23 protein-coding genes are annotated in these 23,715 nt (G+C 65.5%); 7 read left to right on the forward strand and 16 right to left on the reverse strand.

Annotated elements, in window-relative coordinates:
- Positions 1–12 precede the first annotated feature (12 nt).
- The 5 genes from ntrB to NWF24_RS24390 form a co-directional block, all read right to left on the reverse strand.
- Entirely contained in the window at positions 13–882 is an 870-nt protein-coding gene (ntrB, locus tag NWF24_RS24370) for a nitrate ABC transporter permease (protein ID WP_258350789.1), read from the reverse strand.
- A 3-nt stretch (positions 883–885) separates the two neighbouring features.
- A complete protein-coding gene (locus tag NWF24_RS24375; RefSeq protein ID WP_375338487.1) occupies positions 886–2,169 on the reverse strand; it encodes a CmpA/NrtA family ABC transporter substrate-binding protein in 1,284 nt (427 codons plus the stop codon).
- 219 nt (positions 2,170–2,388) lie between these two features.
- Complete coding sequence (locus NWF24_RS24380; RefSeq protein ID WP_258350791.1) at positions 2,389–3,057, reverse strand: response regulator transcription factor; 669 nt, start codon at positions 3,055–3,057, stop codon at positions 2,389–2,391.
- Between the two features lie 128 nt (positions 3,058–3,185).
- Entirely contained in the window at positions 3,186–4,364 is a 1,179-nt protein-coding gene (locus NWF24_RS24385; RefSeq protein ID WP_258350792.1) for a sensor histidine kinase, read from the reverse strand.
- A gap of 162 nt (positions 4,365–4,526) precedes the next feature.
- Complete coding sequence (locus tag NWF24_RS24390; RefSeq protein ID WP_258350793.1) at positions 4,527–4,949, reverse strand: nuclear transport factor 2 family protein; 423 nt, start codon at positions 4,947–4,949, stop codon at positions 4,527–4,529.
- Between the two features lie 86 nt (positions 4,950–5,035).
- Here NWF24_RS24390 and NWF24_RS24395 point away from each other — a divergent pair, with 86 nt between their 5' ends.
- The gene (locus tag NWF24_RS24395) at positions 5,036–5,647 is read left to right on the forward strand and encodes a TetR/AcrR family transcriptional regulator (protein ID WP_258350794.1); all 612 of its coding nucleotides are present in this window, start codon (positions 5,036–5,038) and stop codon (positions 5,645–5,647) included.
- Here NWF24_RS24395 and NWF24_RS24400 read toward each other — a convergent pair.
- On the reverse strand, positions 5,625–7,286 hold the full coding sequence (locus NWF24_RS24400; RefSeq protein ID WP_258350795.1) for an L-lactate permease: 1,662 nt from the start codon (positions 7,284–7,286) through the stop codon (positions 5,625–5,627). The two genes, NWF24_RS24395 and NWF24_RS24400, sit on opposite strands and share 23 nt — an antisense overlap.
- 120 nt (positions 7,287–7,406) lie before the next feature.
- Here NWF24_RS24400 and NWF24_RS24405 point away from each other — a divergent pair, with 120 nt between their 5' ends.
- The 3 genes from NWF24_RS24405 (at position 7,407) to NWF24_RS24415 (ending at position 11,039) form a co-directional block, all read left to right on the forward strand.
- Complete coding sequence (locus NWF24_RS24405) at positions 7,407–8,291, forward strand: LysR substrate-binding domain-containing protein (RefSeq protein ID WP_258350796.1); 885 nt, start codon at positions 7,407–7,409, stop codon at positions 8,289–8,291.
- Between the two features lie 123 nt (positions 8,292–8,414).
- Positions 8,415–9,572 (forward strand): alpha-hydroxy acid oxidase, encoded by a 1,158-nt coding sequence (locus NWF24_RS24410; RefSeq protein WP_258350797.1) that lies wholly within the window; start codon positions 8,415–8,417, stop codon positions 9,570–9,572.
- 132 nt (positions 9,573–9,704) lie between these two features.
- Positions 9,705–11,039: an MFS family transporter gene (locus NWF24_RS24415; protein ID WP_258350798.1), complete on the forward strand. Its 1,335-nt coding sequence runs from the start codon at positions 9,705–9,707 to the stop codon at positions 11,037–11,039.
- Between the two features lie 13 nt (positions 11,040–11,052).
- Here NWF24_RS24415 and NWF24_RS24420 read toward each other — a convergent pair whose 3' ends face one another.
- The 8 genes from NWF24_RS24420 to NWF24_RS24455 all read right to left on the reverse strand — a co-directional run bounded on the left by NWF24_RS24420 (position 11,053) and on the right by NWF24_RS24455 (position 18,471).
- Complete coding sequence (locus NWF24_RS24420; protein ID WP_258350799.1) at positions 11,053–11,493, reverse strand: helix-turn-helix domain-containing protein; 441 nt, start codon at positions 11,491–11,493, stop codon at positions 11,053–11,055.
- Between the two features lie 73 nt (positions 11,494–11,566).
- The gene (locus NWF24_RS24425) at positions 11,567–11,896 is read right to left on the reverse strand and encodes an L-rhamnose mutarotase (protein ID WP_258350800.1); all 330 of its coding nucleotides are present in this window, start codon (positions 11,894–11,896) and stop codon (positions 11,567–11,569) included.
- Between the two features lie 29 nt (positions 11,897–11,925).
- Entirely contained in the window at positions 11,926–12,702 is a 777-nt protein-coding gene (locus tag NWF24_RS24430; protein WP_258350801.1) for an SDR family oxidoreductase, read from the reverse strand.
- Positions 12,703–12,720: 18 nt separating this feature from the next.
- Complete coding sequence (locus NWF24_RS24435; protein ID WP_258350802.1) at positions 12,721–13,998, reverse strand: L-fuconate dehydratase; 1,278 nt, start codon at positions 13,996–13,998, stop codon at positions 12,721–12,723.
- Between the two features lie 20 nt (positions 13,999–14,018).
- Positions 14,019–14,972 (reverse strand): ABC transporter substrate-binding protein, encoded by a 954-nt coding sequence (locus NWF24_RS24440; protein ID WP_097199861.1) that lies wholly within the window; start codon positions 14,970–14,972, stop codon positions 14,019–14,021.
- A 42-nt stretch (positions 14,973–15,014) separates the two neighbouring features.
- On the reverse strand, positions 15,015–16,040 hold the full coding sequence (locus NWF24_RS24445) for an ABC transporter permease (RefSeq protein ID WP_093049123.1): 1,026 nt from the start codon (positions 16,038–16,040) through the stop codon (positions 15,015–15,017).
- Positions 16,041–16,056: 16 nt separating this feature from the next.
- The gene (locus NWF24_RS24450) at positions 16,057–17,583 is read right to left on the reverse strand and encodes a sugar ABC transporter ATP-binding protein (protein WP_258350803.1); all 1,527 of its coding nucleotides are present in this window, start codon (positions 17,581–17,583) and stop codon (positions 16,057–16,059) included.
- 12 nt (positions 17,584–17,595) lie between these two features.
- Positions 17,596–18,471, reverse strand: a complete 876-nt coding sequence (locus NWF24_RS24455; RefSeq protein ID WP_258350805.1) for an amidohydrolase family protein — start codon at positions 18,469–18,471, stop codon at positions 17,596–17,598.
- Positions 18,472–18,660: 189 nt separating this feature from the next.
- Between NWF24_RS24455 and NWF24_RS24460 the strand changes: the two genes are divergently transcribed.
- Positions 18,661–19,440 (forward strand): IclR family transcriptional regulator, encoded by a 780-nt coding sequence (locus NWF24_RS24460; protein WP_093050352.1) that lies wholly within the window; start codon positions 18,661–18,663, stop codon positions 19,438–19,440.
- Here NWF24_RS24460 and NWF24_RS24465 read toward each other — a convergent pair.
- Positions 19,437–19,874: a helix-turn-helix domain-containing protein gene (locus NWF24_RS24465; protein ID WP_093049114.1), complete on the reverse strand. Its 438-nt coding sequence runs from the start codon at positions 19,872–19,874 to the stop codon at positions 19,437–19,439. The genes NWF24_RS24460 and NWF24_RS24465 overlap by 4 nt on opposite strands.
- Positions 19,875–19,952: 78 nt before the next feature.
- On the opposite strand from NWF24_RS24465, the gene NWF24_RS24470 reads away from it, so the two are divergent.
- Positions 19,953–20,801, forward strand: a complete 849-nt coding sequence (locus NWF24_RS24470; protein ID WP_258350806.1) for a class I SAM-dependent methyltransferase — start codon at positions 19,953–19,955, stop codon at positions 20,799–20,801.
- A gap of 70 nt (positions 20,802–20,871) precedes the next feature.
- Complete coding sequence (locus NWF24_RS24475) at positions 20,872–22,758, forward strand: ATP-binding response regulator (protein WP_258350807.1); 1,887 nt, start codon at positions 20,872–20,874, stop codon at positions 22,756–22,758.
- On the opposite strand, the gene NWF24_RS24480 is transcribed toward NWF24_RS24475, so the two are convergent.
- Positions 22,730–23,707, reverse strand: a complete 978-nt coding sequence (locus tag NWF24_RS24480; protein ID WP_258350808.1) for a tripartite tricarboxylate transporter substrate-binding protein — start codon at positions 23,705–23,707, stop codon at positions 22,730–22,732. The genes NWF24_RS24475 and NWF24_RS24480 overlap by 29 nt on opposite strands.
- Between the last annotated feature and the right edge of the window lie 8 nt (positions 23,708–23,715).

Here is a 23,715-nt window from a genome sequence, read left to right on the forward strand (position 1 = left end):
AGATCGGTGCGCTCACTCCACATACGTCACCTTCCGCTGCAGCCCTGCAAAGGCCTGGTCGAGCAGCATGCCCACGACGCCGATCAGCAAGATCGCGAAGATCACGTTGGTGAGCGACAGGTTGTTCCACTCGTTCCACACGAAGTAGCCGATGCCCGTGCCGCCCACCAGCATCTCGGCCGCCACGATGACAAGCCACGCAATGCTCATGCTGATGCGCATGCCCGTGAGGATGGTCGGCGCTGCCGCCGGCAAGATCACACGGAACGCGCGGCGCAGCGGCTTCACCTCGAGCGTGCTGGCCACGTTGAGCCACTCGCGCTTGACCGAAGCCACGCCGAAGGCCGTGTTCAGCAGCATCGGCCACACCGAGCAGATGAAGATCACGAATATGCCGCTGACCGACGAGTCCTTGATGGTGTAGAGCGCCAGCGGCATCCACGCCAGCGGCGAGATCGGCTTGAGCACCTGTATGAACGGATCGAATGCCTTGTGCAGCAGCGGCGACATGCCGATGACGAAGCCCAGCGGCACAGCCACCGCGCACGCCAGCGCAAAGCCCAGGCCCACGCGCGCCAGCGAATAGGCCAGCTGGATGGCAATGCCCTTGTCGTTGGGCCCGTTGTCGTAGAACGGGTTCGACAGGTGCTTCCACGCGGTGGCGCCCATCTCGGCCGGCGTGGGAAAGCCCGAGCTCTTCACCTGGCCCTGCGTCGGGTCCTTGCCGAGCATCTTCTGGTATTCGATCTGCTCGGCTGTCATGCCAGTCGCGGCGGAGGCACCGGTAGTCGGCGCAGTCGCCAGCTGCCACACGCCGACCAGCAGCAGGAACATCAGCAGCGACACCAGCGCCGCCTTGAGCGAGAGGGCCTTCTTCGGCATGGCTCAGGCCATCTTCGCAATGGCGAAGCTCCTGACGTAGTCGTCTGGCTTCGCCGGGTCGAACACCTTGCCCATGATGGTGAACTTGGGGTAGGCGCCATCGGGCACGGCCTGGCCCAGGTCCTTCATGCGCTTCTTCGCGTCGGTGAGCAGGAAGACCTTCTCGGCGATCTGCTTGTAGTTGATGTCGCCCTTCACGTAGCCCCAGCGCTTCATCTGCGTGAGCATCCACACGGCCATCGACTGCCAGGGGATAGGGTCGAAGTCGGCGCGGTCGGGCACGGTGCGGATGTTGCCCAGCCCGTCGGCAAACTTGCCGGTGAGCACCTGCATGAGCACGGTCTCGGGCTGGTTCAGGTACTGCGCGGGCGCGATCACCTTGGCGATGAGTTCGCGGTTCTTCGGATCGCGCGCCATGGCCGATGCGGTGAGCACCGAGCGCACCAGTGCGGCGAAGGTGTTGGGGTTCTTCTCGATGAACTCGGTCGAGGAGCCGAAGGCGCAGCACGGGTGGCCGTTCCACAGCTCTTTGGTGAGCAGGTGGATGAAGCCGATTTCCTCGAACACGGCGCGCTGGTTGAACGGATCGGGGCCGAGGTAGCCGTCGATGTTGCCGGCGCGCAGGTTGGCCACCATCTCGGGCGGCGGCACCACGCGGATCTGGATGTCGGTGTCGGGGTTCAGGCCCGCTTCCGCCACGTAGTAGCGCAGCAGGAAGTTGTGCATGCTGTACTCGAAGGGTACGGCGAACTTCATGCCCTTCCAGGTCTTGGGGTCGCGCCTGTCTTTGTGCTTGTTGGCCAGGGTGATGGCTTGGCCGTTGGTGTTCTGGATGGTCGCGACGTTCATGGGCACCGCGTTGGAGCCCGCGCCCATCGAAATGGCCAGCGGCATGGGCGACAGGAAGTGCGTGGCGTCGTACTCCTTGTTGAGCATCTTGTCGCGGATGAGCGCCCAGCCCGCCGTCTTCACCACCTCCACGTCGAGGCCCTGCTTCTGATAGAAGCCCAGCGGGTGCGCCATGATGAGCGGCGTGGCGCAAGTGATGGGAATGAAGCCGATCTTGAGCTTGGTCTTCTCCAGCGGCGCCTTCTCCTGCGCCATGGCTTGCAGCGCGCCGAGCGGAAACACCGAGGCGATGGCGGCGCGCGCGGTGTTGGCGCCAACGGCGCGCAGGAAGCCGCGCCGCACGCTGTCAGCGGGGAACAGCGCCTTCATGAGGCTGGCTTCGAGCTTGTCTTCTGGCAGCACACCCGCGCCGTGCACGCGTCCGCAGGCGCAGCGCATGTTCAGTGGCCGGTCGGCATCGTAAGGATCGCAGGCGGTCGGTTCGAGCGGGCTGGACATGGTGGTGCACCTCGTTGGAAAGATGCAGCAGCCGTTGCAAGCGCCGGGCCGGAAATGCCCCGTTTGCGGCCGTCCGGCGCGGTGCGGCTTCAGATCGTGCCGCCGATGTCGAGGCCTTGTAGGGCTGGCACTACAAGCCGGTGCACGCCGGCCGTGTTTTCAGCCAGTCGCACCCTGCTTGCCGTGGCGTTCGGCATACAGGGCCAGTTCCACGTCGTTCTTGGTGCCAGTCTTTTCGAGGATGCGCGCGCGGTAGGTGCTCACGGTGTTGGGCGCCAGGCCCAGCTGTGCACCGATTTCGCTCACGCTGTGCCCGGCGCTGAGCAGGCGATAAACCTGATGTTCGCGGTGCGAGAGCATCTCGGCGCCCTGCCCTGCGCCACGGCCTACGGCGGTTGCCAGCGCCTCGGCCGTGGCCGCCGACACATACAACCCGCCGGCCGCCACCTTTCGCACTGCGCCAACCATGTCGTCGGAATCGGCGCTCTTGTTGAGGTAGCCCGAGGCGCCTAGCTTGATGCAGCGCACGGCGTACTGCTTCTCGGGGTAGGTGCTGAGCATCAGCACCGGGAGCGTGGGCCACTGCTTGCGCAGGGCCTGCAGCACGTCGAGGCCGTCGCGGCCCGGGAGCGCGATGTCGAGCAGGACCACGTCGAGGCCTTCCTGGCCGCCGAGCGCCTGCACCGCCTCCAGCACTTCTTGGCCGGTCTGCGCTTCGGCTCGTACGGTCATGGTAGGGAGACCGTTGGAGACATCGCCGAGCATCTGCTTGAGGCCCTCTCGCACGATGCGGTGGTCGTCGGCTATCAGTACGCGGATGTCGGTCATCTCATTGGTCCGTGTTTGTTGTTCTTGTTCGGGGTGCGTGCGAATGACACCGGGTACTCCCCTCCGCGAATGTCCCCCGTCGGCGTGATCGCGCCCCGAACCAACGCAGCAAATCGAAAGACAGGGCTTCATGGCAGCGGCAGGTGCAAGCAGAAGGTGCTGCCCTCCCCCACGTGGCTTTCGATGTCGATGCACCCACCGAAGTGGCGCGCACGCTCTCGCATGCCGAGCACGCCATAGGAAGTCGTGGCCTCAAAAGCCTGCGCCGGTGCACCGACACCGTCGTCGCGCACGCTGATGCTCAGTTGCTCTTGTTCGACACCGATGCGAATGTCGAGGCTGTGCGCCTGCGCATGCCGGCCGACGTTGCTCAGCATCTCCTGGAAGATACGGAACACTGCAATAGCCGCAGGCTCGGGCAGCTCCACGCCGGGCGGCACGTCGAAGCGCCAATCCAGTTCGAGCTCCGCCGCCTGCACGAACTCGTGCGCCTGCCATTCGAGCGCGGCCCACAGACCCTGGTGGTCGAGGATGCTGGGACGCAGGTCGGTGATGATGCGCCCCACGTTGTCTACCGCGCGTTCGATGAGCTGGCTCATGTTCGTGCACTTGCAGCGCATCTGGTCGCGCATGGCTTGTGCCGCGTCGGGCGTGCGCTCCTGCTGTTCGCCCAGGCGCTTGCCGATCCAGTTGACGTCCATCTTCAGCGCCACCAGCAGGCTTCCGAGCTCGTCGTGCACCTCGCGCGCGATGCGGGTGCGTTCGTCCTCGCGCACCTTGTCGAGCCAGGCAGATAGTTCACGCAGCTGCACCAGCGCGTCGCTGAGTTCGCGGGTTCGCTCCTGCACGCGCAGGCCGAGTTCGTCCTTTGCCTGCTGCAATGCTTCAGCTTGGCGGCGACGCTCGGTGATGTCGACGAAGGTAATGACGGCGCCGCGCACCTGCGCGCCGTCCATGATGGGGTGGCTCGAATACTCGACTGCGAAGGCGGTGCCGTCGCGGCGCCAGAACACCTCGGTGTCGATGCGGCACGGCAGGCCGCGTCTGAAGGCATTGAAGATGGGGCAGTCGGTGTCGGCGTAGTGCGAGCCGTCGGGGTGCGAGTGGTGTGTGAGCTCGTGCATGTTCGAGCCGAGCACGTCGCGCACCTCGTGGCCGAGCATCTGAGCGCCTGCCCGGTTGATGAACATGCAATGACCGTCGAGGTCGATGCCGAAGATGCCCTCGCCCGTCGACTCCAGCAGCAGGCCAAGCTGGTGCTGCCAGAGCGGGTGGCTGGCGGTGGGGTTCAGTACGGGCGTCTCCATGCACCAAAAGCAAGCAACAGCCGTGCCTGGGGGTCTTGCTCCCTCTCCCCTTGGGGAGAGGGTTGGGGTGAGGGTGCGTCGGCGATGGATGGAGCGCGACGATGTCGAGGCTGCTGCCCTCACCCTAGCCCTCTCCCCAAGGGGAGAGGGAACAATACGGGGTCAACGGGTCCAATGGAACTTGCGATCCGCCTCCTTGATGGGCTGGTCGTTGATGCTCGCAAAGCGCCTTTGCATCAGGCCGTTCTCCGCGAACTCCCAGTTCTCGTTGCCGTGGCTGCGATACCACTGGCCCGCGTCGTCGTGCCATTCGTACTCGAAGCGCACCGCGATGCGGTTGTCCATGAAGGCCCAAAGCTGCTTCTTCAGCCGGTAGTCGAGCTCGCGCACCCACTTGCGCGACAAGAACTCCACCACCTGCTCGCGGCCGTTGACGAACTCGGCGCGGTTGCGCCATTCGGTGTCGGGCGTGTAGGCCAGGCTCACGCGCACGGGGTCGCGCGAGTTCCAGGCGTCTTCGGCGGCCTGGACTTTCTTCGTGGCCGATTCGAGGGTGAAGGGCGGCAGCGGCGGGCGGGATTCCATGAGGGTCTTTCGTTGAAGTGGTGAAGGGGAATGCGCCGCAATGTGCCACACGTAGACAGACCTGTCTACATGCCTACAATCGCGGCATGGACATCTCCGCCATTTCTTCGCTCCCCGCACGCGAGCGCATCCTTCTCACCGCTCACGACCTCTTCTATGCCGACGGCATTCGCGCCACCGGCATCGACCGCGTCATTGCCGCGTCGGGCGTCACCAAGGTCACCTTCTATCGGCACTTTCCTTCGAAGGACGATCTGGTGCGTGCCTTTCTCGACCACCGGCACGGACGATGGATGGCATGGTTCATCGATGCGCTCGGCCGGCGCGGCGCGCAACAGCGCATCGGCGATGCGCAGGCGCTGGAGATGCTGGCCGATGTGATGGCCGAGTGGTTTGCCGACCCGGTGTTCCGCGGCTGCGCGTTCATCAACTCGGTGGTGGAAGTGGGCACGAGCGTGGCCGGCGCCAGCGACATCGCGCGCGAGCACAAGCGCGAGATGGTCGAGGTGATTGCCGGGCTGTTGCCCGACGGACCGCAGCGCATGGCGATTGCGCAAGCGGCTGCGCTGGGCGTCGACGGCGCGATCGTCAAGGCGCAGATGGGCGACGCCGCACTCGCGCGCGAAGCGGTCGACGACCTACGCCGCTTGCTTCAGGCGCTGACAGCCACGCTCGTCACTTCACGACCATCAGCGTGAACGGCCACACATAGGCCTGCAAGGTCACGTAGAAGCCCACGAGGCAGGCCAGCGCAATGGAGTGGAAGAACACGTAGCGAAGGATCTCGCCTTCGTGGTTGAACCAGCGCGTGGCGGTGGAGGCCACCACGATCGACTGCGCATCGATCATCTTGCCCATCACGCCGCCCGAACTGTTGGCCGCGCCCATCAGGTTCGGGCTCAGGCCCAGCTGGTCGGCCGCCACTTTCTGCATGCCGCCGAAGAGCACATTCGACGCAGTATCGGAGCCCGTGAGCGCCACGCCCAGCCAGCCCATCAGCGTGCCGAAGAAGGGATAGAACACGCCGGTGTTGGCAAAGGCCAGGCCCAGTGTGGTGTCCAGCCCCGAGTAGCGCGTGAGCGTGCCCAGCGCGAGCATCAGCATGATGGTGAGCAGCGAGAACTTCACCAGCCACAGCGTGCGGCCATAGGCGGCCACAAGCTGGATCGGGTTGTACTTCATCACCAGCCCGCCCACGATGGCCGACACCAGAATGCCGGTGCCCGTGGCCGAGAGCAGCAGCAGCTGGTACACCGCACCCTCCTTCGTCGGCTTGGGCACCACCGGCGCCACCTTCTCGATCATGTTGTGCAGCCCGTCGATGGGAAAGTTGGGCGCGAAGATGCCGTTGAGCCATGTCTTCACCACCGGCAGGCCCCAGATGAACACGAACACCGTGAGGATGAGCCACGGCGTCCAGGCGCGGATCACGGCAGCGCTCGAATGCTTCGCGGGCGCAACGGCCGGGCCGGCCTCGCCGCCGTCGGTTTCGTGCCCCTTGAGCGACACCGAGGTCCAGATCTTCTTCGGCTTCCACACGCGCAGGAACAGCACCAGGCACACCATCGACACGATGGCCGCGATGATGTCCACCAGTTCGGGCCCGATGTAGTTCGACACCAGGAACTGCGGAATCGCGAAGGACACGCCCGTCACCAGGATGGCCGGCCACACCTCCATCATTCCCTTGCGCCCCGCAAAGGCCCAGATGAGCCAGAACGGCACCAGCAGCGAGAAGAACGGCAGCTGCCGCCCGATCATTGCGGTGACCGCCATCAGGTCGTAGCCGTGCACCTTGGCCAGCGTGATGACCGGCGTGCCCAGCGCGCCGAAGGCCACCGGCGCCGTGTTGGCAATGAGCGAGAGCCCCGAGGCCGCGAGCGGCGAGAAGCCAAGCCCGATGAGGATGGCGGCCGTAACCGCCACCGGCGTGCCGAAGCCCGCCGCACCTTCGAAGAAGGCGCCGAAGGCAAAGGCGATGAGCAGCAGCTGCAGGCGCCTGTCTTCTGTGATGCCGGCAATCGAGTCCTGCAGTATCTGGAAGCTGCCGTTCTGCTGCGTGAGCTGCTGCAGGAAGATGATGTTCAGCACGATCCAGCCGATGGGCAGCAGGCCGGTGATGCCGCCCAGAAAGGCCGCCTTGCCTGCCATGTCGGCCGGCATGCCGAACGCAAACACGGCGATGACCACCGCACTCAGCAGGCCGAGCCCCGCCGCGTAGTGCGCCTTGACGTGAAGCAACCCGAGGCACACCAGCATCACCACCACCGGTATCGCGGCCAGTGCCGTCGATACGATCATGTTGCCGAACGGGTTGTAAACCTGTTGCCAGACCATGCGCTTGTCTCCTCATTGTTGGAATCTTTTTGAGTCGGCAACACGAGGCGGGAATGGTCCTGCCACGAGCGGCCGAAAGCGTTCGCTACCATCCTAACCCGCTCCCTTCGCCAGCAAAAGATGGTTTCTCCGCGTCTCCCCTCGACCCAGGGCCTGCAGGCCTTCGAGGCCGTTGCGCGCCTGCGCAGCGTGAACCTCGCCGCCGAAGAGCTCAGCGTGACGCCCAGCGCGGTGAGCCACCGCATCCGCCAGCTGGAACTGCTGCTGGGCCTGAAGTTCTTCGTGGGTAGCGATTTCAGCCTCAGCGCCGACGGCATGGCCTACCTGGCGCGCGTGCGCGAGGCCATTGCGGCGCTGCAGCAGGTGCCGGGCCGCGAGCCCGAGTCGCAAGTGCGCCGGTTGCGCGTGGCGGTCACGCCGACCTTCTCGCGGCAGATGCTGCTGCCGCGGCTCGCGCGGTTTCGCGATGCGTATCCGAACATCGAGCTGATGCTGCAGGTGACCACGCCGGTGCGCAACATCACGGTCGAAGAAGCCGACATCGAGCTGCGCTTTGGCACTGGCCCCTTTCACGACCGCGAGTTCGTCCAACTGCTGGCCGACGAGATCTCGCCGGTGTGCAGCCCCGCCTACCTCAAGCGCCACGGCCCATTCGAGGGCTTTGCCACCGATGCCGAGGTGTCGCGCGCGCAACTGCTGCGCACGCCGCTGGAGTCGTGGCGCACCTGGTTCAAGGCCTGCGGCGTGGGCCTGCCCGAGCCGGCCACGGGGCACCAGTTCAACGACCTCGGGCTGGCGCTCGACGCGGCCGCCGAAGACTTCGGCGTGGTGCTGATGCACCTGCGGCTGGGCAGCGCTTGGCTGGACAACGGGCGGCTGGTGCGGCTGTCGCAGCGCAGCGTGCCTTCGCCCAACGCCTACTTCCTGTGCTGGCGGCCCGGCGCCATGGAGCGCTGGGAGTGCGCGACCTTTGTCGAGTGGCTGCGCGAGGCCCTGCGCGAGTGAAGCGGTCGATCTGAATTTTTTTCAGTTGCGAGCCCGGCTTTTTTCAGATGGCGCGCCGGGGCGCCTGCCGATAATGGCCGGTTCGCCTTCGTCAACCCACAAGAACCAGCCAGGAGACAGCCCGTGTCCGACCTTTCCAAGATCACCAGCATCGAAGACCTGCGGGTGATCGCCAAGCGGCGTGTGCCGAAGATGTTCTACGACTACGCCGACTCTGGCGCCTGGACCGAGGGCACCTACCGCTCCAACGAGAGCGACTTCCAGAAGATCAAGCTGCGCCAGCGCGTGGCCGTGAACATGGAAGGCCGCTCCACCCGCACCACCATGGTTGGCCAGGAGGCCGCAATGCCCGTGGCCATTGCGCCCACCGGGCTCACCGGCATGCAACACGCCGACGGCGAAATTCTTGGGGCCCGCGCAGCCAAGGCCTTCGGCATTCCGTTCACGCTGTCGACCATGAGCATCTGCTCGCTCGAAGACATTGCCGAAGGCACCGACCGGCACCCCTTCTGGTTCCAGCTCTACGTGATGAAGGACCGCGACTTCATCGAGCGCCTGATCGAGCGCGCCAAGGCCGCCAACGTCACGGCCCTGCAGCTCACGCTCGACCTGCAGATCCTTGGCCAACGCCACAAGGACATCAAGAACGGCCTTACGGCGCCGCCCAAACCCACCATCAAAAACCTGATCAACCTCGCGACCAAGCCGCGCTGGTGCATGGGCATGCTGGGCACCAAGCGCCGCACCTTCGGCAATATCGCGGGCCACGCCAAGGGCGTGAAAGACCTGTCGTCGCTGTCCTCGTGGACCGCCGAGCAGTTCGACCCCGCGCTGAGCTGGGCCGACGTCGAATGGATCAAGAAGCTCTGGGGCGGCAAGCTCATCCTCAAGGGCATCATGGATGTGGAAGACGCGCGCCTTGCAGCTTCGAGCGGCGCCGATGCGCTCATCGTGTCGAACCACGGCGGCCGGCAGCTCGACGGCGCGCCATCGTCCATCGCGGCGCTGCCCGCCATCGTCGACGCGGTGGGCACCGAGATCGAGGTGTGGATGGACGGCGGCATCCGCAGCGGGCAAGACGTGCTCAAGGCCCGCGCGCTGGGTGCACGCGGCACCATGATCGGCCGCAGCTTCCTGTATGGCCTGGGCGCCTACGGGCAAGAGGGCGTGACGCGCGCGCTGCAGCTCATTCACAAGGAGCTCGACATCACGATGGCCTTCTGCGGCCGCACAAACATCGATGAGGTCGATTCGAGCATCCTGCTGCCCGGTACGTTCTAGGCTTGCCTGAGGGCCTTCCGAAGGCCACTTCGGGGGTAGGCCGATGCGGCGTTGACCGACACGCCGCAGCCCCCTGCCGGCGCAGAATGTTTTGGCAACAACAACATTGCCTGCACGGCACAAGAAGGCACCATGAGCGCAGTCACGCCTGTTCCGGGAGGCCCAGCGGCCTCTGCTTCGCCACCCCCGCACTACACGGCCGAAGAAAAGCGCCATCGCGTCTTCGCGATCATGGCGGCCTCTTCCGGCAACCTGGTCGAGTGGTTCGACTTCTATGTGTATGCGTTCTCGGCGCTGTACTTCGCGCCGGCCTTCTTTCCCAAATCGGACCCTACTGCGCAGTTGCTGAACACCGCTGGCGTGTTCGCGGCCGGCTTCCTGATGCGGCCCATCGGCGGTTGGCTCTTCGGCCGCGTGGCCGACCGGCTGGGGCGCAAGACGTCGATGCTGATCTCGGTGACGATGATGTGCGCCGGCTCGCTCGTCATCGCGTGCCTGCCGACTTACGCGCAGATCGGCGCGTGGGCGCCCTTCCTGCTGCTGATCTGCCGCCTATTCCAAGGGCTGTCGGTTGGCGGCGAATACGGCACCACCGCCACCTACATGAGCGAGGTGGCACTGCGCGGCCAGCGCGGCTTCTTCTCGTCGTTCCAGTACGTCACGCTGATCGGCGGGCAGCTGCTCGCGGTGCTGGTGATCGTGGTGCTCGAACAGCTGCTGACCGAGGCCGAACTCAAGGCGTGGGGCTGGCGTGTTCCGTTCGTCATCGGCGCCATCGCAGCGGTTGTCGCGCTGCTGCTGCGCCGCACGCTGCATGAAACGCAAACCGACGAAGCGAAGAAGAACAAGGAGGCCGGCAGCATGGCCGGCCTGTTCAGGCACCACACGCCCGCCTTCCTCACGGTGTTGGGCTACACGGCCGGCGGCTCGCTGATCTTCTACACCTTCACCACGTACATGCAGAAGTACCTGGTGAACACGGTGCATCTGCCCATCAAGACCGCGAGCTATGTGATGACCGGGGCGCTGTTCGCCTACATGTGCATGCAGCCGGTGTTCGGCGCGCTGTCTGACCGCATCGGGCGGCGCAACAACATGCTGCTGTTCGGCGGACTGGGTGCACTGACGACCGTGCCCATCCTTACCGCACTGCAGCACACGACGAGCCCGGTGATGGCCTTCGTGCTGATCATTGTGGCGCTGGCCATCGTGAGCTTCTACACGTCGATCAGCGGGATCGTGAAGGCGGAGATGTTCCCGCCCGAGGTGCGGGCCCTGGGCGTAGGTCTGGCCTATGCCGTGGCCAACGCGATCTTCGGCGGCTCGGCGGAATACGTGGCGCTGGGGCTCAAGTCACTGGGACATGAGTCGGCGTTCTTCTGGTACGTGAGCGCGATGATGGTGATCGCGTTCCTGGTGAGCTTGCGCCTGCCGAGGCAAGCGAGCTACCTTCATCACGATCACTGACGGCTATTCGCGGCTACTCGGCTTCCAGCCGCTGCACCACTTCGTGCTTGCTCAGCCCGCGCACCGCAGCAAGGTTCTCGAGTTGCGCGGCCCTGGGCCGGGCCTTGCCCTGTTCCCAGTGGTAGATCGTCTGGCCCGACACGCCCACCAGCTTTCCATAAGACGCGGCGGAAATACCCAGCTTCGTGCGATGCGCAGCCAGGCGCCCGGCACTGAACCGGCGCTTGGTTCCGCCTTCATCCGACTCGTCGGGTTCGCTGGCGCGTGCGCTGCGAGCCGTGCCTTTGGCAACGTTGCGCAGTTCCTTCTCCAGCGAACTCACCTGGCGGCGCAACGCCGCGATGGCCGCGCGGTGATGAACCGATGCCTTCTTGAGGGTTTCCATTTCTGCGCGAACTTCCTTGCGGGCGACGCGCGAGATTTCAGATTTAAGGATGGATGCAATGTTTGGCATGCCGGCATTGTGCCCAGCAAATGTAAACACGGGACAAGAATGTCAAATCTTGGATCAAATTTGAATCTTTTGATTACAAAGCGAAGATCCGCGTCATTGCGACCCACTTCTCCCCTTCAGGCGTCCAAGGCGTGGGCGCCTGGAACTTCCACATCAGGTCTTCCCACTCCCTGATCTTTGGGTTGTTCTGCGTGGCAAGCGCCATGGCATCGGCGTTGTAGCGTGCGTCGTCCGTTTCCATCAGCATCACCATCCGCGTGCCGAGCCGGTAGATCTCCATGCCCGTTATGCCGTGCGCATTCAGGTGCTCGCGCACCTCGAGCCAGATGCTGCGGTGATAAGCCTCGTACTCGGCGATCAGCGCGGGGTTGTCTTTCAAATCGAGGGCCAGGAAATGGCGCATGGCTTGTTCCGATCAAAGCAGGGAATCAATCAGGTCAGCGCCCGGTCCAGATGCGTATAGCCGCCGTCCACGAAAACCCATTGCCCCGTGGTGTGCGAGGCGCGCTCCGAGAGCAGGAACACGACACTGTCCGCAACCTCCTGCGGTGTCGTCATGCGGCGGCCGAGCGGAATCTTGTCTGTGATCTCCGCGAGCTTGCGATCGGGCTCGTCGAACGCGGAAATCCAGCGCTGGTACAGCGGCGTCATCACCTCGGCCGGGATCACCGCGTTCACGCGAACGCCGTCTTCCAGCAGTGAAGCGGCCCACTCGCGCGTCAGCGACAGTTGCCCGCCCTTGGCCGCTGTGTAGCCGCTGGTGTTGCCCTGCCCCGTTATCGCTGTCTTCGACGAGATGTTGACGATAGCGCCACGGCTGGCCTTCAAGTGCGGCAGGCAGTAGTGCGCCATCACGTAGCAATGAACGAGGTTGCGTTCGAGTGAACGTACGAAGGCCTCGCGTCCTGCCTCCAGCCCCACGCTGTCGTTCACGCCTGCGTTGTTGACCAGGCCATCGATGCGGCCGAACTCGGCGGCGGTATCGGCGATGGCCTTGGCACAAGCGGTTTCTTCCATCAGCTCGAACTGGAAGAACCGCGCACGCGGCTGCAGCGCACGCAATGCTTCTTCAAAAGGCGCTTCGAGCGGGTTCTTCCCGCAGATCACAGGCACCGCACCTTCCTGAGCCAGCGCCATCGAAATGGCCGCGCCAATGCCGCTGCCGCCGCCGGTAACGATCACCACCTTGTCCTTCAGATTCAGGTCCATGCTGTGCGATGCCTTTCCTTATCCACGAAAGAGGTATTTCTCCAGCGACTCGGGCTTCATCGTGATCGAGAAGCCCGCGCTCTTGGGCGGCATGTAGGCCGCATTGCGAATCTCGCAGGGCTCGACGAAGTGCTCGTGCAGGTGGTCCACATACTCGACCACGCGGCCTTCGCGCGTACCCGAGATGCAGAGGTAGTCGATCATCGACAGGTGCTGCACGTACTCGCAAAGCCCCACGCCACCTGCATGCGGGCACACCGGCAGCCTGTACTTCGCGGCCATCAGCATCACCGCAAGAATCTCGTTCACACCGCCGAGCCTGCACGCGTCGATCTGCACCACGTCGATGCCGCCACGCATGATGAACTGCTTGAACATGATGCGGTTCTGGCACATCTCGCCCGTGGCCACTTTCACCGGCGCGATGCCCTCGCGGATCTTGCGGTGGCCTTCCACGTCGTCGGGGCTGGTGGGCTCCTCGATGAACCACGGCTTGGCAAACGCCAGCTGGCGCACCCAGTCGATGGCCTGGCCGACCTCCCACACCTGGTTGGCGTCGATCATCAGGTGCCGCTCGGGCCCGAGTACTTCGCGCGCTACGCGCAGGCGGCGGATGTCGTCCTGCAGGTCGCGCCCCACCTTCAGCTTGATGTGGTTGAAGCCCGCATCCACAGCCTCTTGTGCGAGGCGCCGCAGCTTCTCGTCGGAGTAGCCCAGCCAACCGGCCGACGTGGTGTAGCAGGGGTAGCCCTCGGCCTGCAGCGCGGCGACGCGCTCAGACTTGCCGACGGCCGCCGCGCGCAGCAGGGCCAGCGCCTCGTCCGGTGCGATGCAGTCGGTGATGTAGCGAAAGTCGATGCATCGCACCAGTTCCTCGGGGCTCATGTCGGCCACCAGCTGCCATACGGGCTTGCCTTCGGACTTGGCCCACAGGTCCCACATCGCGTTGACCACCGCGCCGGTCGCAAGATGGATCGCGCCCTTGTCGGGGCCGATCCAGCGCAGCTGGCTGTCAGAAGTCACGTGCCGCCAGAAGCGCCCCATGTCCTCGGCCACCCATGCCAGGTCGAGCCCCACGACCAGATGGCGCATCGCCTCGATGGCAGCGCAGCAGATCTCGTTGCCGCGGCCGATGGTGAAGGTGAGGCCGTGGCCTTCGAGCCCCGGCTGGTCGGTTTCGAGCACGACGTACGCCGCCGAATAGTCCGGGTCGGGGTTCATCGCATCGGAGCCGTCCAGATGCTGCGAGGTGGGAAAGCGCACGTCGAGCACGCGCATGGATCGGACGATGGTCATGGGACTTTGCAGGCGAGCGATCAGTCGTACAGCACCGAAGCGATCTTCGGATCGGCGATGTTGGTCTTGTCGTACCAGAAGAACCCGGTGTCGACCACCTTCGGCAGCTTCTCTCCCTTGATGGCCTTCACGGCCATTTCGACGGTCTTGTAGCCCATGCCCACGGGGTTCTGCGTGATGGCACCGGCCATGCTGCCGTCCATGATGGCGTTCTTCTGCTGCTTGCCGGAGTCGTAGCCGATGATCACGACCTTGCCGTTGCGCTTCATCTCCTTCACGCCATTGACCACGCCGATGGCGGAGCCTTCATTGGCGCCGAAGATGCCCTTGAGATTGGGCGAGGCCTGCAATATCGACTTGGTGATCTCGGTCGACTTCAGCTGGTCGCCGCCGCCGTACTGCACGCTCACGATCTTGATGTTCGGGTAGGTCGACTTGATGCGGTTCACGAAACCGTCGCGCCGGTCGACGCCCGTGCGGCTGGTCTGGTCGTGCACCACCAGCGCGACTTCGCCGCTCTTGCCGATCAGCTCGGCCATCTTGTCGGCTGCGAGCGCGGCGGCAGCCTTGTTGTCGGTGGTTGTGGTGGTCACGGGAATATCGCTGTCCACGCCTGAGTCGAAGGCCACCACCGGAATCTTCGCGGCCTGCGCCTTCTTCAGCAGCGGAATGGCCGCCTGGCTGTCGAGCGCGGCAAAGCCGATGGCCTGCGGCTTCTTGGCGAGCGCGGCCGAGAGCATGTCGATCTGCTTGTCGACCATGGCCTCGGTCTCGGGGCCTTCGAAGGTGACCTTGACCTTGTAGTCTTTGGCCGCCTGCTCGGCGCCCGACTTCACGGCCTGCCAGAACTGGTGCTGGAAGCCCTTGGACACGAGCGGGATGTAGACCTCCTGGGTCTGCGCCTGCGCGATGCCGGCAAGGCCGATGAGCGCCGCGCCCAGCGTGCACGCAACGGCTGTTCTTCTCTGGATCATGCGAAGTCTCCTGTGGTTGTAGAACGAAACGAAAACCGGGGATCAGTGCGTCTTGCTGCCGCGGCGGCGCAGGATGTCGGCGTACACGGCCAGGATGATGATCACGCCCGTGACCACCGTCTGCCACTCCTGCGCGACCGAAAGAATGCGCAGGCCGTTGGTGAGCACGCTCATGATGAAGGCGCCGATGATCGTGCCGACGATGGTGCCGGTGCCGCCGCTGAGCGATGTACCGCCGATGACCACGGCCGCGATCGCGTCGAGCTCGTAGCCCTGCCCCAGCGCTGGCTGCGCCGAGTTCAGCCGCGAGGCAATCAGCAGCCCTGCAATGCCGCAGATGCCGCCGCTCACCGTGTACACCACGATCTTCCAGAAGTCGGTGTTCACGCCCGACAGGCGCACCGCTTCTTCGTTGCTGCCGAGCGCGAAGGTGTAGCGGCCCAGGATGGTCTTGTTGAGCACGATGCTCGCGGCCACCGCCACCAGGAACAAGATGAGCACCGCATTCGGAATGGGCAGCGCCGGAATGAAGTAGCCGATGAGCGAGTCTTGCGAGATCGCCGGAAAGTCCGGCGTGTCGTTGAAGTAGATCGGCTTGGTGCCCGAGATCACCAATGACAAGCCCTTGAGCAGCATCATCATGCCCAGCGTCGCGATGAAGGGCGGTATCTTGAGCTTGGCAATCAGCACGCCCGAGACAAAGCCGGCCAGCGCGCCGAAGAGAATCGCCGCCGCGATGCCGAGTGCGAGCGGCATGCCCATGTAGGTGAGCACCACGCCGGCCATGACCGCGCAGAAGGTCATCAGCGTGCCCACCGAGAGATCGATGCCCGCGGTGATGATGACGAAGGTGCAGGCAATGGCCAGCACGCCGTTCACCGCGGTCGACTGCAGGATGCTCACAAGGTTGTCGGCCTGCAGAAACTGCGGCGACGCGACGCTGAAGAACACCATCAGCGCGACGAGGCTGGCAAAGGCCAGCAGCTTCTGCCTGGTGGCGGGGCGAAAAAGCCGGGCCCTCAGCGAGAAGCCGGGCGTGACTGCGGTGGTGGCGGTGGGGGTCGTCAAAGGGTGTCTCCAATCGTCATGCGGTGGCGGCAGCAGCAGCGGTGGTTTCACGCCGGGTGGCGAGCTGCATGATCTTTTCCTGCGAGGCTTCGCGCGCCGGCAGCTCGCCGGTGATGCGGCCTTCGCACATCACGAGCACGCGGTGGCTCATGCGCAATATCTCGGGCAGCTCCGAAGAGATGATCACGATGGCCTTGCCCTGCGCGGCAAGCTCGTTGAGCAGGCGGTAGATCTCGGCCTTGGCGCCCACGTCGATGCCGCGCGTGGGCTCGTCGAAGAAGAGCACGCCGCAGTCGCGCAGCAGCCATTTGGCGATGACGATCTTCTGCTGGTTGCCGCCCGACAGCAGCCGCACCTGCTGGCGCACCGAAGGCGTCTTGATGCTGAGCTGCTTCACATAGCGCTCGCCGGCCGCCTCGATGGCCGCCTGGTCGATGAACAGGCCCATCGACAGGAACTTCTTCATGCTCGGCAGCGCGATGTTGGTTTCGACGTCCATGCCGGTGGCCAGGCCGAAGTGCTTGCGGTCTTCCGACAGGTAGCCGATGCCATGGGCCACTGCGTCCTCGGGCGACTTGATCGATACCTTCTTGCCGTGCACGAAGACTTCGCCCGCGTCGATTCGGTCGGCGCCAAACACCGCGCGCGCCAGCTCGGTGCGGCCCGCGCCCATCAGGCCCGCGAAGCCGAGGATCTCGCCGCGGCGCAGCACGAAGCTCGCGTTGCGCACCATCGTTCCGCGGCAGATGCCCCTGGCCTCGAGCACGATCTCGTTGCCGGACGTGTCGGGCATGTCGGTTTCCACCTCGGCTAGCTGGCGGCCCACCATCATGGCGATGAGCGAATCCATCGGCGTTTCGGCCATCGGCACGGTGGCGATGTACTGGCCGTCGCGCATCACGGTCACGCGGTCGGCGATGCGCTTGAGCTCGTCCATCTTGTGCGAGATGTAGACAATGGCCACGCCCCGCGACTTCAGCCGCCCGATGATGCGGAACAGATCGGCCACCTCTTCGTTGTTCAGCGCGGCGGTGGGCTCGTCCATGATGAGCACGCGCGAATCGAACGACAGCGCCTTGGCGATCTCCACCATCTGCTGCTTGGCCACCGTGAGCTCGCCGACCGGCGTGCGCGGATCGAGCCGCAGGTTCATGTGCTCGAAGATGCGTTGCGTCTCGGCGCACATGGCCTCTTCGTCGATGAAGAGGCCCAAGCGCCCGCGCGGCTCGCGGCCGATGAAGATGTTCTGCGCGGCGCTCAGGTGGTTCATCAGGTTGAGCTCCTGATGGATGATGCCGATGCCCAGGGCCTGCGCGGCGCGCGGGCTCGCGATGTCCACGGGCTGCCCGTCGAGCAGCACCTCGCCCGAGTCCTTGCGGTACACGCCGGCCAGCACCTTCATCAGCGTGGACTTGCCGGCGCCGTTCTCGCCCATGAGCGCATGCACTTCGCCGGGCAGCAGATCGAACTGCGCCTTGTCGAGCGCGCGCACGCCAGCGAAAGACTTGCTCAGGTCGCGAAGGGTGACGATGGGTTGCGTCATGGGCAATCGATCTCAGTGCAGTGACAGGTCGTAGAAGCGCTGCGCGGTGCCGTGCCACACGCTGGCTTGCTCGCTCGGCGAAAGGCTGCCGATGCAGGCCTCGCTCACGGCGATCCAGCCCGCGTAGTCGCCGGCCAATGTGAGCACGGGCCAGTCGCTGCCCCACATCAGGCGATCGGGGCCGAACGCGTCGAGCAGGTGCTCCCACACCGGGCGCACGGCGTGCACCGCCGCATCGACATCGCCGTGCGTGGACGCTGGCGCCTCGCCCCACAGCCCCGAGAACTTGCAGCACACCTGCGGCAGTGCCGCGACCGCTGCAATGCTCTTGCGCCATCGCTCGAAGTCTTCGCTGCCGTGCGCGCCGACCGGTGGCTTGGCCCCATGGTCGACCACCACCGGCAGCTCCGGCCATTGCTCCAGGAAGCGCAGCAGCGACGGCAGGTGCCGTGGCTTCACCAGCGCATCGAAACGCAGGCCGAGCCGCAGCAGGGTGCGCAGCGCATCGGGACGCGGCCGGTGCGCGATCCAGTCGTCGTCGGGCAGGTCTTGCAGCATCGGCCGCACTCCCTTGAACCCGGGGTGCCGCGCCATCCGCTCCAGTGAGGCGACGGCGCCGGGCCGGCTCAGGTCGACCCAGCCGACCACGCCGCCGATGACGTCGTGCGCCGTGGCCAGGTCGAGCAGGAAGTCGGTTTCGGCCGTCGATTCGGCGGCCTGCACCAGCACGGTCCGGCCCACGCCGTGTGCCTGCAGCAGCGGCGCGAGGTCGTCGGGCAGGAAGTCGCGCAGCAACGGCGCCAGAGCCGGCACGTCCGCGCGCAACCACGTGTAGTCGCCGCGTGCGGGCCGCCAGAAATGCTGGTGCGAATCGATGCGCTGGATCATGTCTGGTCGCGGGCAGCAAATGTGCTGCCGAGCGGCTTGCCTCTTTAGTCCATGTATGAACAGAGTATTTACATACGAACTTTTGGCGTCAAGCGCACTTCATGGGTGCTTACCCGTAGAACGAAACTTGCAAAAAGCGATGTCTGCTGTTGAAATTCATCAGTGAACAAATCGATTCAAACTGACATCCTGAGCAAGCCCGCCGAAGACCCTGAGCGCTACCGCGCGCCCGCGCTCGACAAGGGCCTGGACATCCTCGAACTGCTGGCCGACCAGCCCGAGGGCCTGACGCGCGGCGAGATCGTGAAAGCGCTCGACCGCGGCCCGAGCGAGATCTACCGCATGCTCGAACGGCTGGTGGCGCGGCAGTACGTGCTGCGCTCGCTTGCGGGCGACCGCTACAGCCTGAGCCTGAAGATGTTCGACCTGGCGCACCGCTACCCGCCGAACCACCGGCTGGTCACGCAGGCGCTTCCGGTGATGGACCGCTACGTGAAGGAGGCCGAGCAGTCGTGCCACCTGGGCGTGTACGACCGGGGCAACGTTCAGATCGTGGCGCAGGTCAACAGCCCGGCCGCGAGCAACATGACAGTGCGGCCCGGCACGCGCGTGAACCTGCTCGACACCGGTTCGGGCCAGGTGCTGCTGGCCTGCGAATCGGATGAGCGGCGCAAGCAGATGGTGGCCGAGCACGTGGCACTCGACGGCGAAGTGCAGATTCCGCCCGACGAACTGGAGCACATGCTCGAAGCCGTGCGCGCCACCGGCTACCGGCAGCGCGAGAGCATGCAGTACTTCGGCGTGATCGATATCTCTTGCCCCATCCTCGGCCCGCACGGGCATGCGCTGGCGGTGCTCACCACGCCGTACATCCGCCGTATCGACCGCCATGCCATTCCGTCGCTGGACCGCGCGCGCGAACTGATGCTGCAGGCTGCGCGCGACCTGTCGCTGCTGGCGAACGCCTAGTTTCCGGGCGGCTTGGGCGCCTTCTTCTTTCGCCCGCCGATAGCCCCGGACGCCGCAGCCCCGAGGATGCGGCGAAAGGTAGGGCACTCCATGTGGCTGGGCGCGCGGCACACGGCCGCGTGCCGCAGGCCGTCGCGCATGGCGCTCAGGCTGCGGATCGTCCTGTCCAGTTCTTCCGCCTTGGCCGTGAGCATCAACCGGTCGATGCGCGGCTGCCCGTTGGGCCCGAACATGCGCGCGATCTCGTCCAGAGAGAAGCCAGCGGCGCGCCCCAACGCAATGAGTGCGAGCCGCTCCAGCACGCCGGCATCGAACAGGCGGCGCAGGCCCTGCCGTCCGGTCGAGGCGATCAGCCCCTTCTCGTCGTAATAGCGCAGCGTCGAGGCGGGCACGCCGGAGCGCTGCGCAACCTCGCCGATATCCAGATGTTTCATTGCCCTCTTGACCTCAAGTCGACTTGAACTTGCATAGTGCGTTTTCCGCCTCACGAAGGCAAGCCAAAGGAAACGACCATGGACGACACCACCCCACAGGCCGGCGACGAACAGGCAAGGCTCTGGAACGGCTCGGCCGGACGCGCCTGGGTCGACACGCAGGCAACGCTCGACCGCCTGTTCCAGCCCTTCGAAGACTTGCTCGTCGAGGCAGCGTCCGCCCGACCGGGAAGCCGCGTGCTCGACGTGGGCTGCGGCACCGGCAGCACCACGCTCGCATTCGCACGGCTGCATGGCGCCGAAGCAGGCTGCGTCGGCATCGACATCTCGGAGCCGATGATCGCCGTCGCCCGCAGCCGCGCCGAGCGCGAAGGCTCACCGGCGAGCTTCATCTGCGCCAACGCGCAGACCCACGCCTTCGAGCCCGCGAGCTTCGACAGCATCATGTCGCGCTTCGGCGTGATGTTCTTCGACGACCCCGTGCGAGCCTTTGCCAACCTGCGGCACGCCGCAAGAGACAACGCCGAGCTGCGCTTCATCGCCTGGCGCAGCGCGGCAGAAAACCCGTTCATGACCACCGCCGAACGCGCCGCCGCGCCACTGCTGCCCAACCTCCCCGCCCGCCGACCGGATGCACCGGGCCAGTTCGCCTTTGCGGACCAGCGCCGGGTCCACGCCATCCTCGAAGAGAGCGGCTGGGCCGGCATCGACATCCAGCCCATCGACGTGCCCTGCACCATGCTAGAGACAGAACTGCTCGGCTACCTGAGCCGGCTCGGCCCTGTCGGCAATGTGCTTCAGCAGGCGGACGAGCGCGTGCGCGCGCAAGTCATCGACACGGTGCGTGCTGCCTTCGAGCCTTTTGTGCATGGAGACGAAGTCCGCCTGACCGCGGCCTGCTGGATGGTCGTTGCGCGCGCACCTTGAAAGCACCGGAGCGCACCACACGCACTCCTGCAAGCCTTGCACACGTATCGCGTCCCTTACACTGCCCTTCATGAGTACGCAGGGCTCACCTTCATCCGCGCCAGACAACACGATCACGGGCGCAGATGCACCGCCTGGCCCCGGCGACTCCCATGCTCAGCTCGTTCGCGAACGCCTGTTGCGCCGCATGTTCGTGATGGGCCCGCCCACGGTGCTCACAGCGCTGGCCGCGGCCATCGCGATGGCCGGCGTGTTCTTCTGGATGACGCGCGGCCTCGGCGCGTTGATATGGGGCTTCGTGATCTGCGCGCTGCTCGGCCTGAGGCTGGTGTTCATGCGCTGGAATGCGCGTCTGTACCCGGAACCCGAGTTCACCTTGCGCCAGCCCGACGGTGCGTGGCGCTTCATGTTGCCGCTGGGCGCCTACATGTCCATGTGGACGCTGGCGCCCTGGGCGCTGATGCCGCCGGGTACGGAATCGCCGATGCGCATCCTCATCCTGCTGCTGGGCATGTTCGCCGTGCTGATGGGCTCGGTGCCGGTGATCGCCACATGGCGCGCCATGGTGCCCGTGGTCACCATTCCGCTCACGCTGGGAGTGGTGACGCGCTTCGCGTGGATGGGCGGTACGGACGGCTGGTTCACCTGCGTGGTCGGCCTGCTGTTCGGCGGCTCGATGGCGCGCTACGCACTGTCGCAGCACCAGCTCATCCGGCGCAGCCTGTCCGACCAGATCGACAAGGAACTGCTGAGCGAGCAGCTGCTGCGCCAGTCGTTCGAGCTGCAGCGGCTCAACCGCGAGCGCAGCCGGTTTTTCGCGTCGGCCAGCCATGATCTGCGCCAACCCGTGCATGCACTGGCACTGTTCTCGCGCTCGCTGGAGCGCGACCTCGCGGACCACCCGCTCGCCCCCGTGGCCGGCCGCGTCGTGCAGGCGACCGACGCAGTGAGCGGCCTGCTCAACGCGATGCTGGACATCTCCAAGATCGACGCGGGCACGGTAGTGCCCCAACCCATGGAGATCGCCGTGGACCCGCTGTTCCTGCGGCTGTCGCAACTCTTCGAGCCGCGTGCCCAGCAGGCGGGGCTTTCGCTGCGGTTCCATACCGGGCCCGAATGGCTGCAGACCGATGCCGACCTGCTGCTGCGCGTGCTGAACAACTTCGTCGACAACGCGCTCAAGTACACACGGCGCGGCGGCATTCTTGTGAGCGCGCGACCACGCGGCGACCGTTTGCGCCTGGCCGTGTGGGACACGGGCCTGGGCATCGCACCCGAGCATCTGCCTCATGTGTTCGACGAGTTCTATCAGGTCGACAACCCGCAACGTGATGTCGCGCGTGGCCTGGGCATCGGGCTGGCCATCGTCAAGCGCCTGGTCGACCTGCTCGGCGGTGAAGTCGGCGTGCGTTCCCGGCAGGACCATGGCAGCGTGTTCTGGGTCGACCTGCCGCGCCGACGACCGGCGCCGGCAGCCCCGGCCCTCGCGCCCACGGCGACGCCCGCTCCCGCCGCGATCGACACCACGGAACTACCGCTGGTGCCGCCACGCGTGCTGCTGCTCGACGACGAGCAACCTGTGGGTGAGGCGGTGCGCATGTGGCTGGCCCCCTACTGCGAGCGCATCGAAATCACCACCCGGCTGTCCGATGCCTGCGCACAGGTGCGGGCAACGCCGGAAGACTTCGACGCTTTCATCGTCGACTTTCGGCTTGCCGACCCGCAGGACGGCATCCAGGCGACCGCGGAGCTGCGCCAGCTTGCCGGCCGTCGCGTGCCCACGATCCTGGTCACGGGCGATACCGACCCCGAGCGTGTGCGCGCCGCTTACGCCAGCGACCTGGTCGTGATGTTCAAGCCGGTTCAGCCGGAGGTGCTGCTGCGCACCCTGCACCAGATCATCCGCAGTGAGGAAAGAGAGCCAGCCCTCAGTCTGCGTAGACGCCAGCCGCCTTGATCACAGGCGTCCACTTGGCAATCTCATCGATCACGAACTTCTTGTGACCCGCCGGCTCGATGCGGCCATCGGTAGCCACCACAGCGCCCAGCAGCTCTTCGCGGTGGATGAAGTCCGGATCCTTCAGCGCAACCTTCAGAGCGTCGTTGAGCTTCTTCAGCACCGGCGCAGGCGTGCCCTTCGGCGCATAAAGGCCGTGCCAGATCGTGACCTGGAAGTTCTTCAGCCCGGCTTCGTCGAGCGTCGGCAAGTCCTTCAGCATCGGCAGCGCGAGCCGCTTCGATGTGGTGACTGCGAAGGCCTTCACCTTGCCGGCCTGGATCTGCGGCGTGGTGTTGGTGGTCTGGTCGCACAGCAAGTCGATCTGGCCGCCGATCAGATCGGTGATGGCGGGGGCGGTGCCCTTGTAGGGCACGGGCGTCATCTCGGTCTTGGTGGCGCTCTGATACAGCAAGCCGCACAGGTGCGAGGCCGAGCCCACGCCCGCGTTGCCGATGTTGATCTTGCCCTTGTTGGCGGCGATCCAGGTGCTCAGCTCCTTGTAGTTGTTCGCTGGAATGCCGGGCTTGGAGATGAGCGTCATCGGCACGTCGTTGACGATGCCCAGGTATTCGAAGTCGGTCTCGACCTTGAACGGCACGTTGCGCACCAGGCTCGGCACGGTCGCCATCGCGATGTGGTTGAGCAGCAGCGTGTAGCCGTCGGGTGCGGCGCGCGCCACCTTGGCCGCGCCGATGGAGCTGCCGGCGCCGGGCACGTTGTCGATGATGACGGTGTTGCCGCCGAGCGGCTTGCGCAGCGCCTCGGCCAGGTCGCGCGCCACGCGGTCGGTCGGGCCGCCGGCCGCGAAGGGCACGACGATTGTGACGGGCTTGCTGCCCGGAAAGTCCTGCGCGTGGGCAGCGACAGCGGCAGCGGCGATCGCCGTGAGGGCGAACAGTTTCTTCATGGAGTCTC

The organism is Variovorax paradoxus, assembly GCF_024734665.1.
Taxonomy (GTDB): domain Bacteria; phylum Pseudomonadota; class Gammaproteobacteria; order Burkholderiales; family Burkholderiaceae_C; genus Variovorax.

Bases quoted from the DNA above. Each gene is read 5' to 3' on its own strand.
- NWF24_RS24400 (WP_258350795.1), bottom strand. From the start codon at position 7,286: ATGGTCTGGCAACAGGTTTACAACCCGTTCGGCAACATGATCGTATCG.
- NWF24_RS24385 (WP_258350792.1), bottom strand. From the start codon at position 4,364: ATGGAGACGCCCGTACTGAACCCCACCGCCAGCCACCCGCTCTGGCAG.
- NWF24_RS24435 (WP_258350802.1), bottom strand. From the start codon at position 13,998: ATGACCATCGTCCGATCCATGCGCGTGCTCGACGTGCGCTTTCCCACC.
- NWF24_RS24470 (WP_258350806.1), top strand. From the start codon at position 19,953: ATGGACGACACCACCCCACAGGCCGGCGACGAACAGGCAAGGCTCTGG.
- ntrB (WP_258350789.1), bottom strand. From the start codon at position 882: ATGCCGAAGAAGGCCCTCTCGCTCAAGGCGGCGCTGGTGTCGCTGCTG.
- NWF24_RS24405 (WP_258350796.1), top strand. From the start codon at position 7,407: ATGGTTTCTCCGCGTCTCCCCTCGACCCAGGGCCTGCAGGCCTTCGAG.
- NWF24_RS24395 (WP_258350794.1), top strand. From the start codon at position 5,036: ATGGACATCTCCGCCATTTCTTCGCTCCCCGCACGCGAGCGCATCCTT.
- NWF24_RS24425 (WP_258350800.1), bottom strand. From the start codon at position 11,896: ATGCGCCATTTCCTGGCCCTCGATTTGAAAGACAACCCCGCGCTGATC.
- NWF24_RS24440 (WP_097199861.1), bottom strand. From the start codon at position 14,972: ATGATCCAGAGAAGAACAGCCGTTGCGTGCACGCTGGGCGCGGCGCTC.
- NWF24_RS24380 (WP_258350791.1), bottom strand. From the start codon at position 3,057: ATGACCGACATCCGCGTACTGATAGCCGACGACCACCGCATCGTGCGA.
- NWF24_RS24415 (WP_258350798.1), top strand. From the start codon at position 9,705: ATGAGCGCAGTCACGCCTGTTCCGGGAGGCCCAGCGGCCTCTGCTTCG.
- NWF24_RS24375 (WP_375338487.1), bottom strand. From the start codon at position 2,169: ATGCGCTGCGCCTGCGGACGCGTGCACGGCGCGGGTGTGCTGCCAGAA.
- NWF24_RS24420 (WP_258350799.1), bottom strand. From the start codon at position 11,493: ATGCCAAACATTGCATCCATCCTTAAATCTGAAATCTCGCGCGTCGCC.
- NWF24_RS24475 (WP_258350807.1), top strand. From the start codon at position 20,872: ATGAGTACGCAGGGCTCACCTTCATCCGCGCCAGACAACACGATCACG.
- NWF24_RS24480 (WP_258350808.1), bottom strand. From the start codon at position 23,707: ATGAAGAAACTGTTCGCCCTCACGGCGATCGCCGCTGCCGCTGTCGCT.
- NWF24_RS24390 (WP_258350793.1), bottom strand. From the start codon at position 4,949: ATGGAATCCCGCCCGCCGCTGCCGCCCTTCACCCTCGAATCGGCCACG.
- NWF24_RS24430 (WP_258350801.1), bottom strand. From the start codon at position 12,702: ATGGACCTGAATCTGAAGGACAAGGTGGTGATCGTTACCGGCGGCGGC.
- NWF24_RS24465 (WP_093049114.1), bottom strand. From the start codon at position 19,874: ATGAAACATCTGGATATCGGCGAGGTTGCGCAGCGCTCCGGCGTGCCC.
- NWF24_RS24455 (WP_258350805.1), bottom strand. From the start codon at position 18,471: ATGATCCAGCGCATCGATTCGCACCAGCATTTCTGGCGGCCCGCACGC.
- NWF24_RS24450 (WP_258350803.1), bottom strand. From the start codon at position 17,583: ATGACGCAACCCATCGTCACCCTTCGCGACCTGAGCAAGTCTTTCGCT.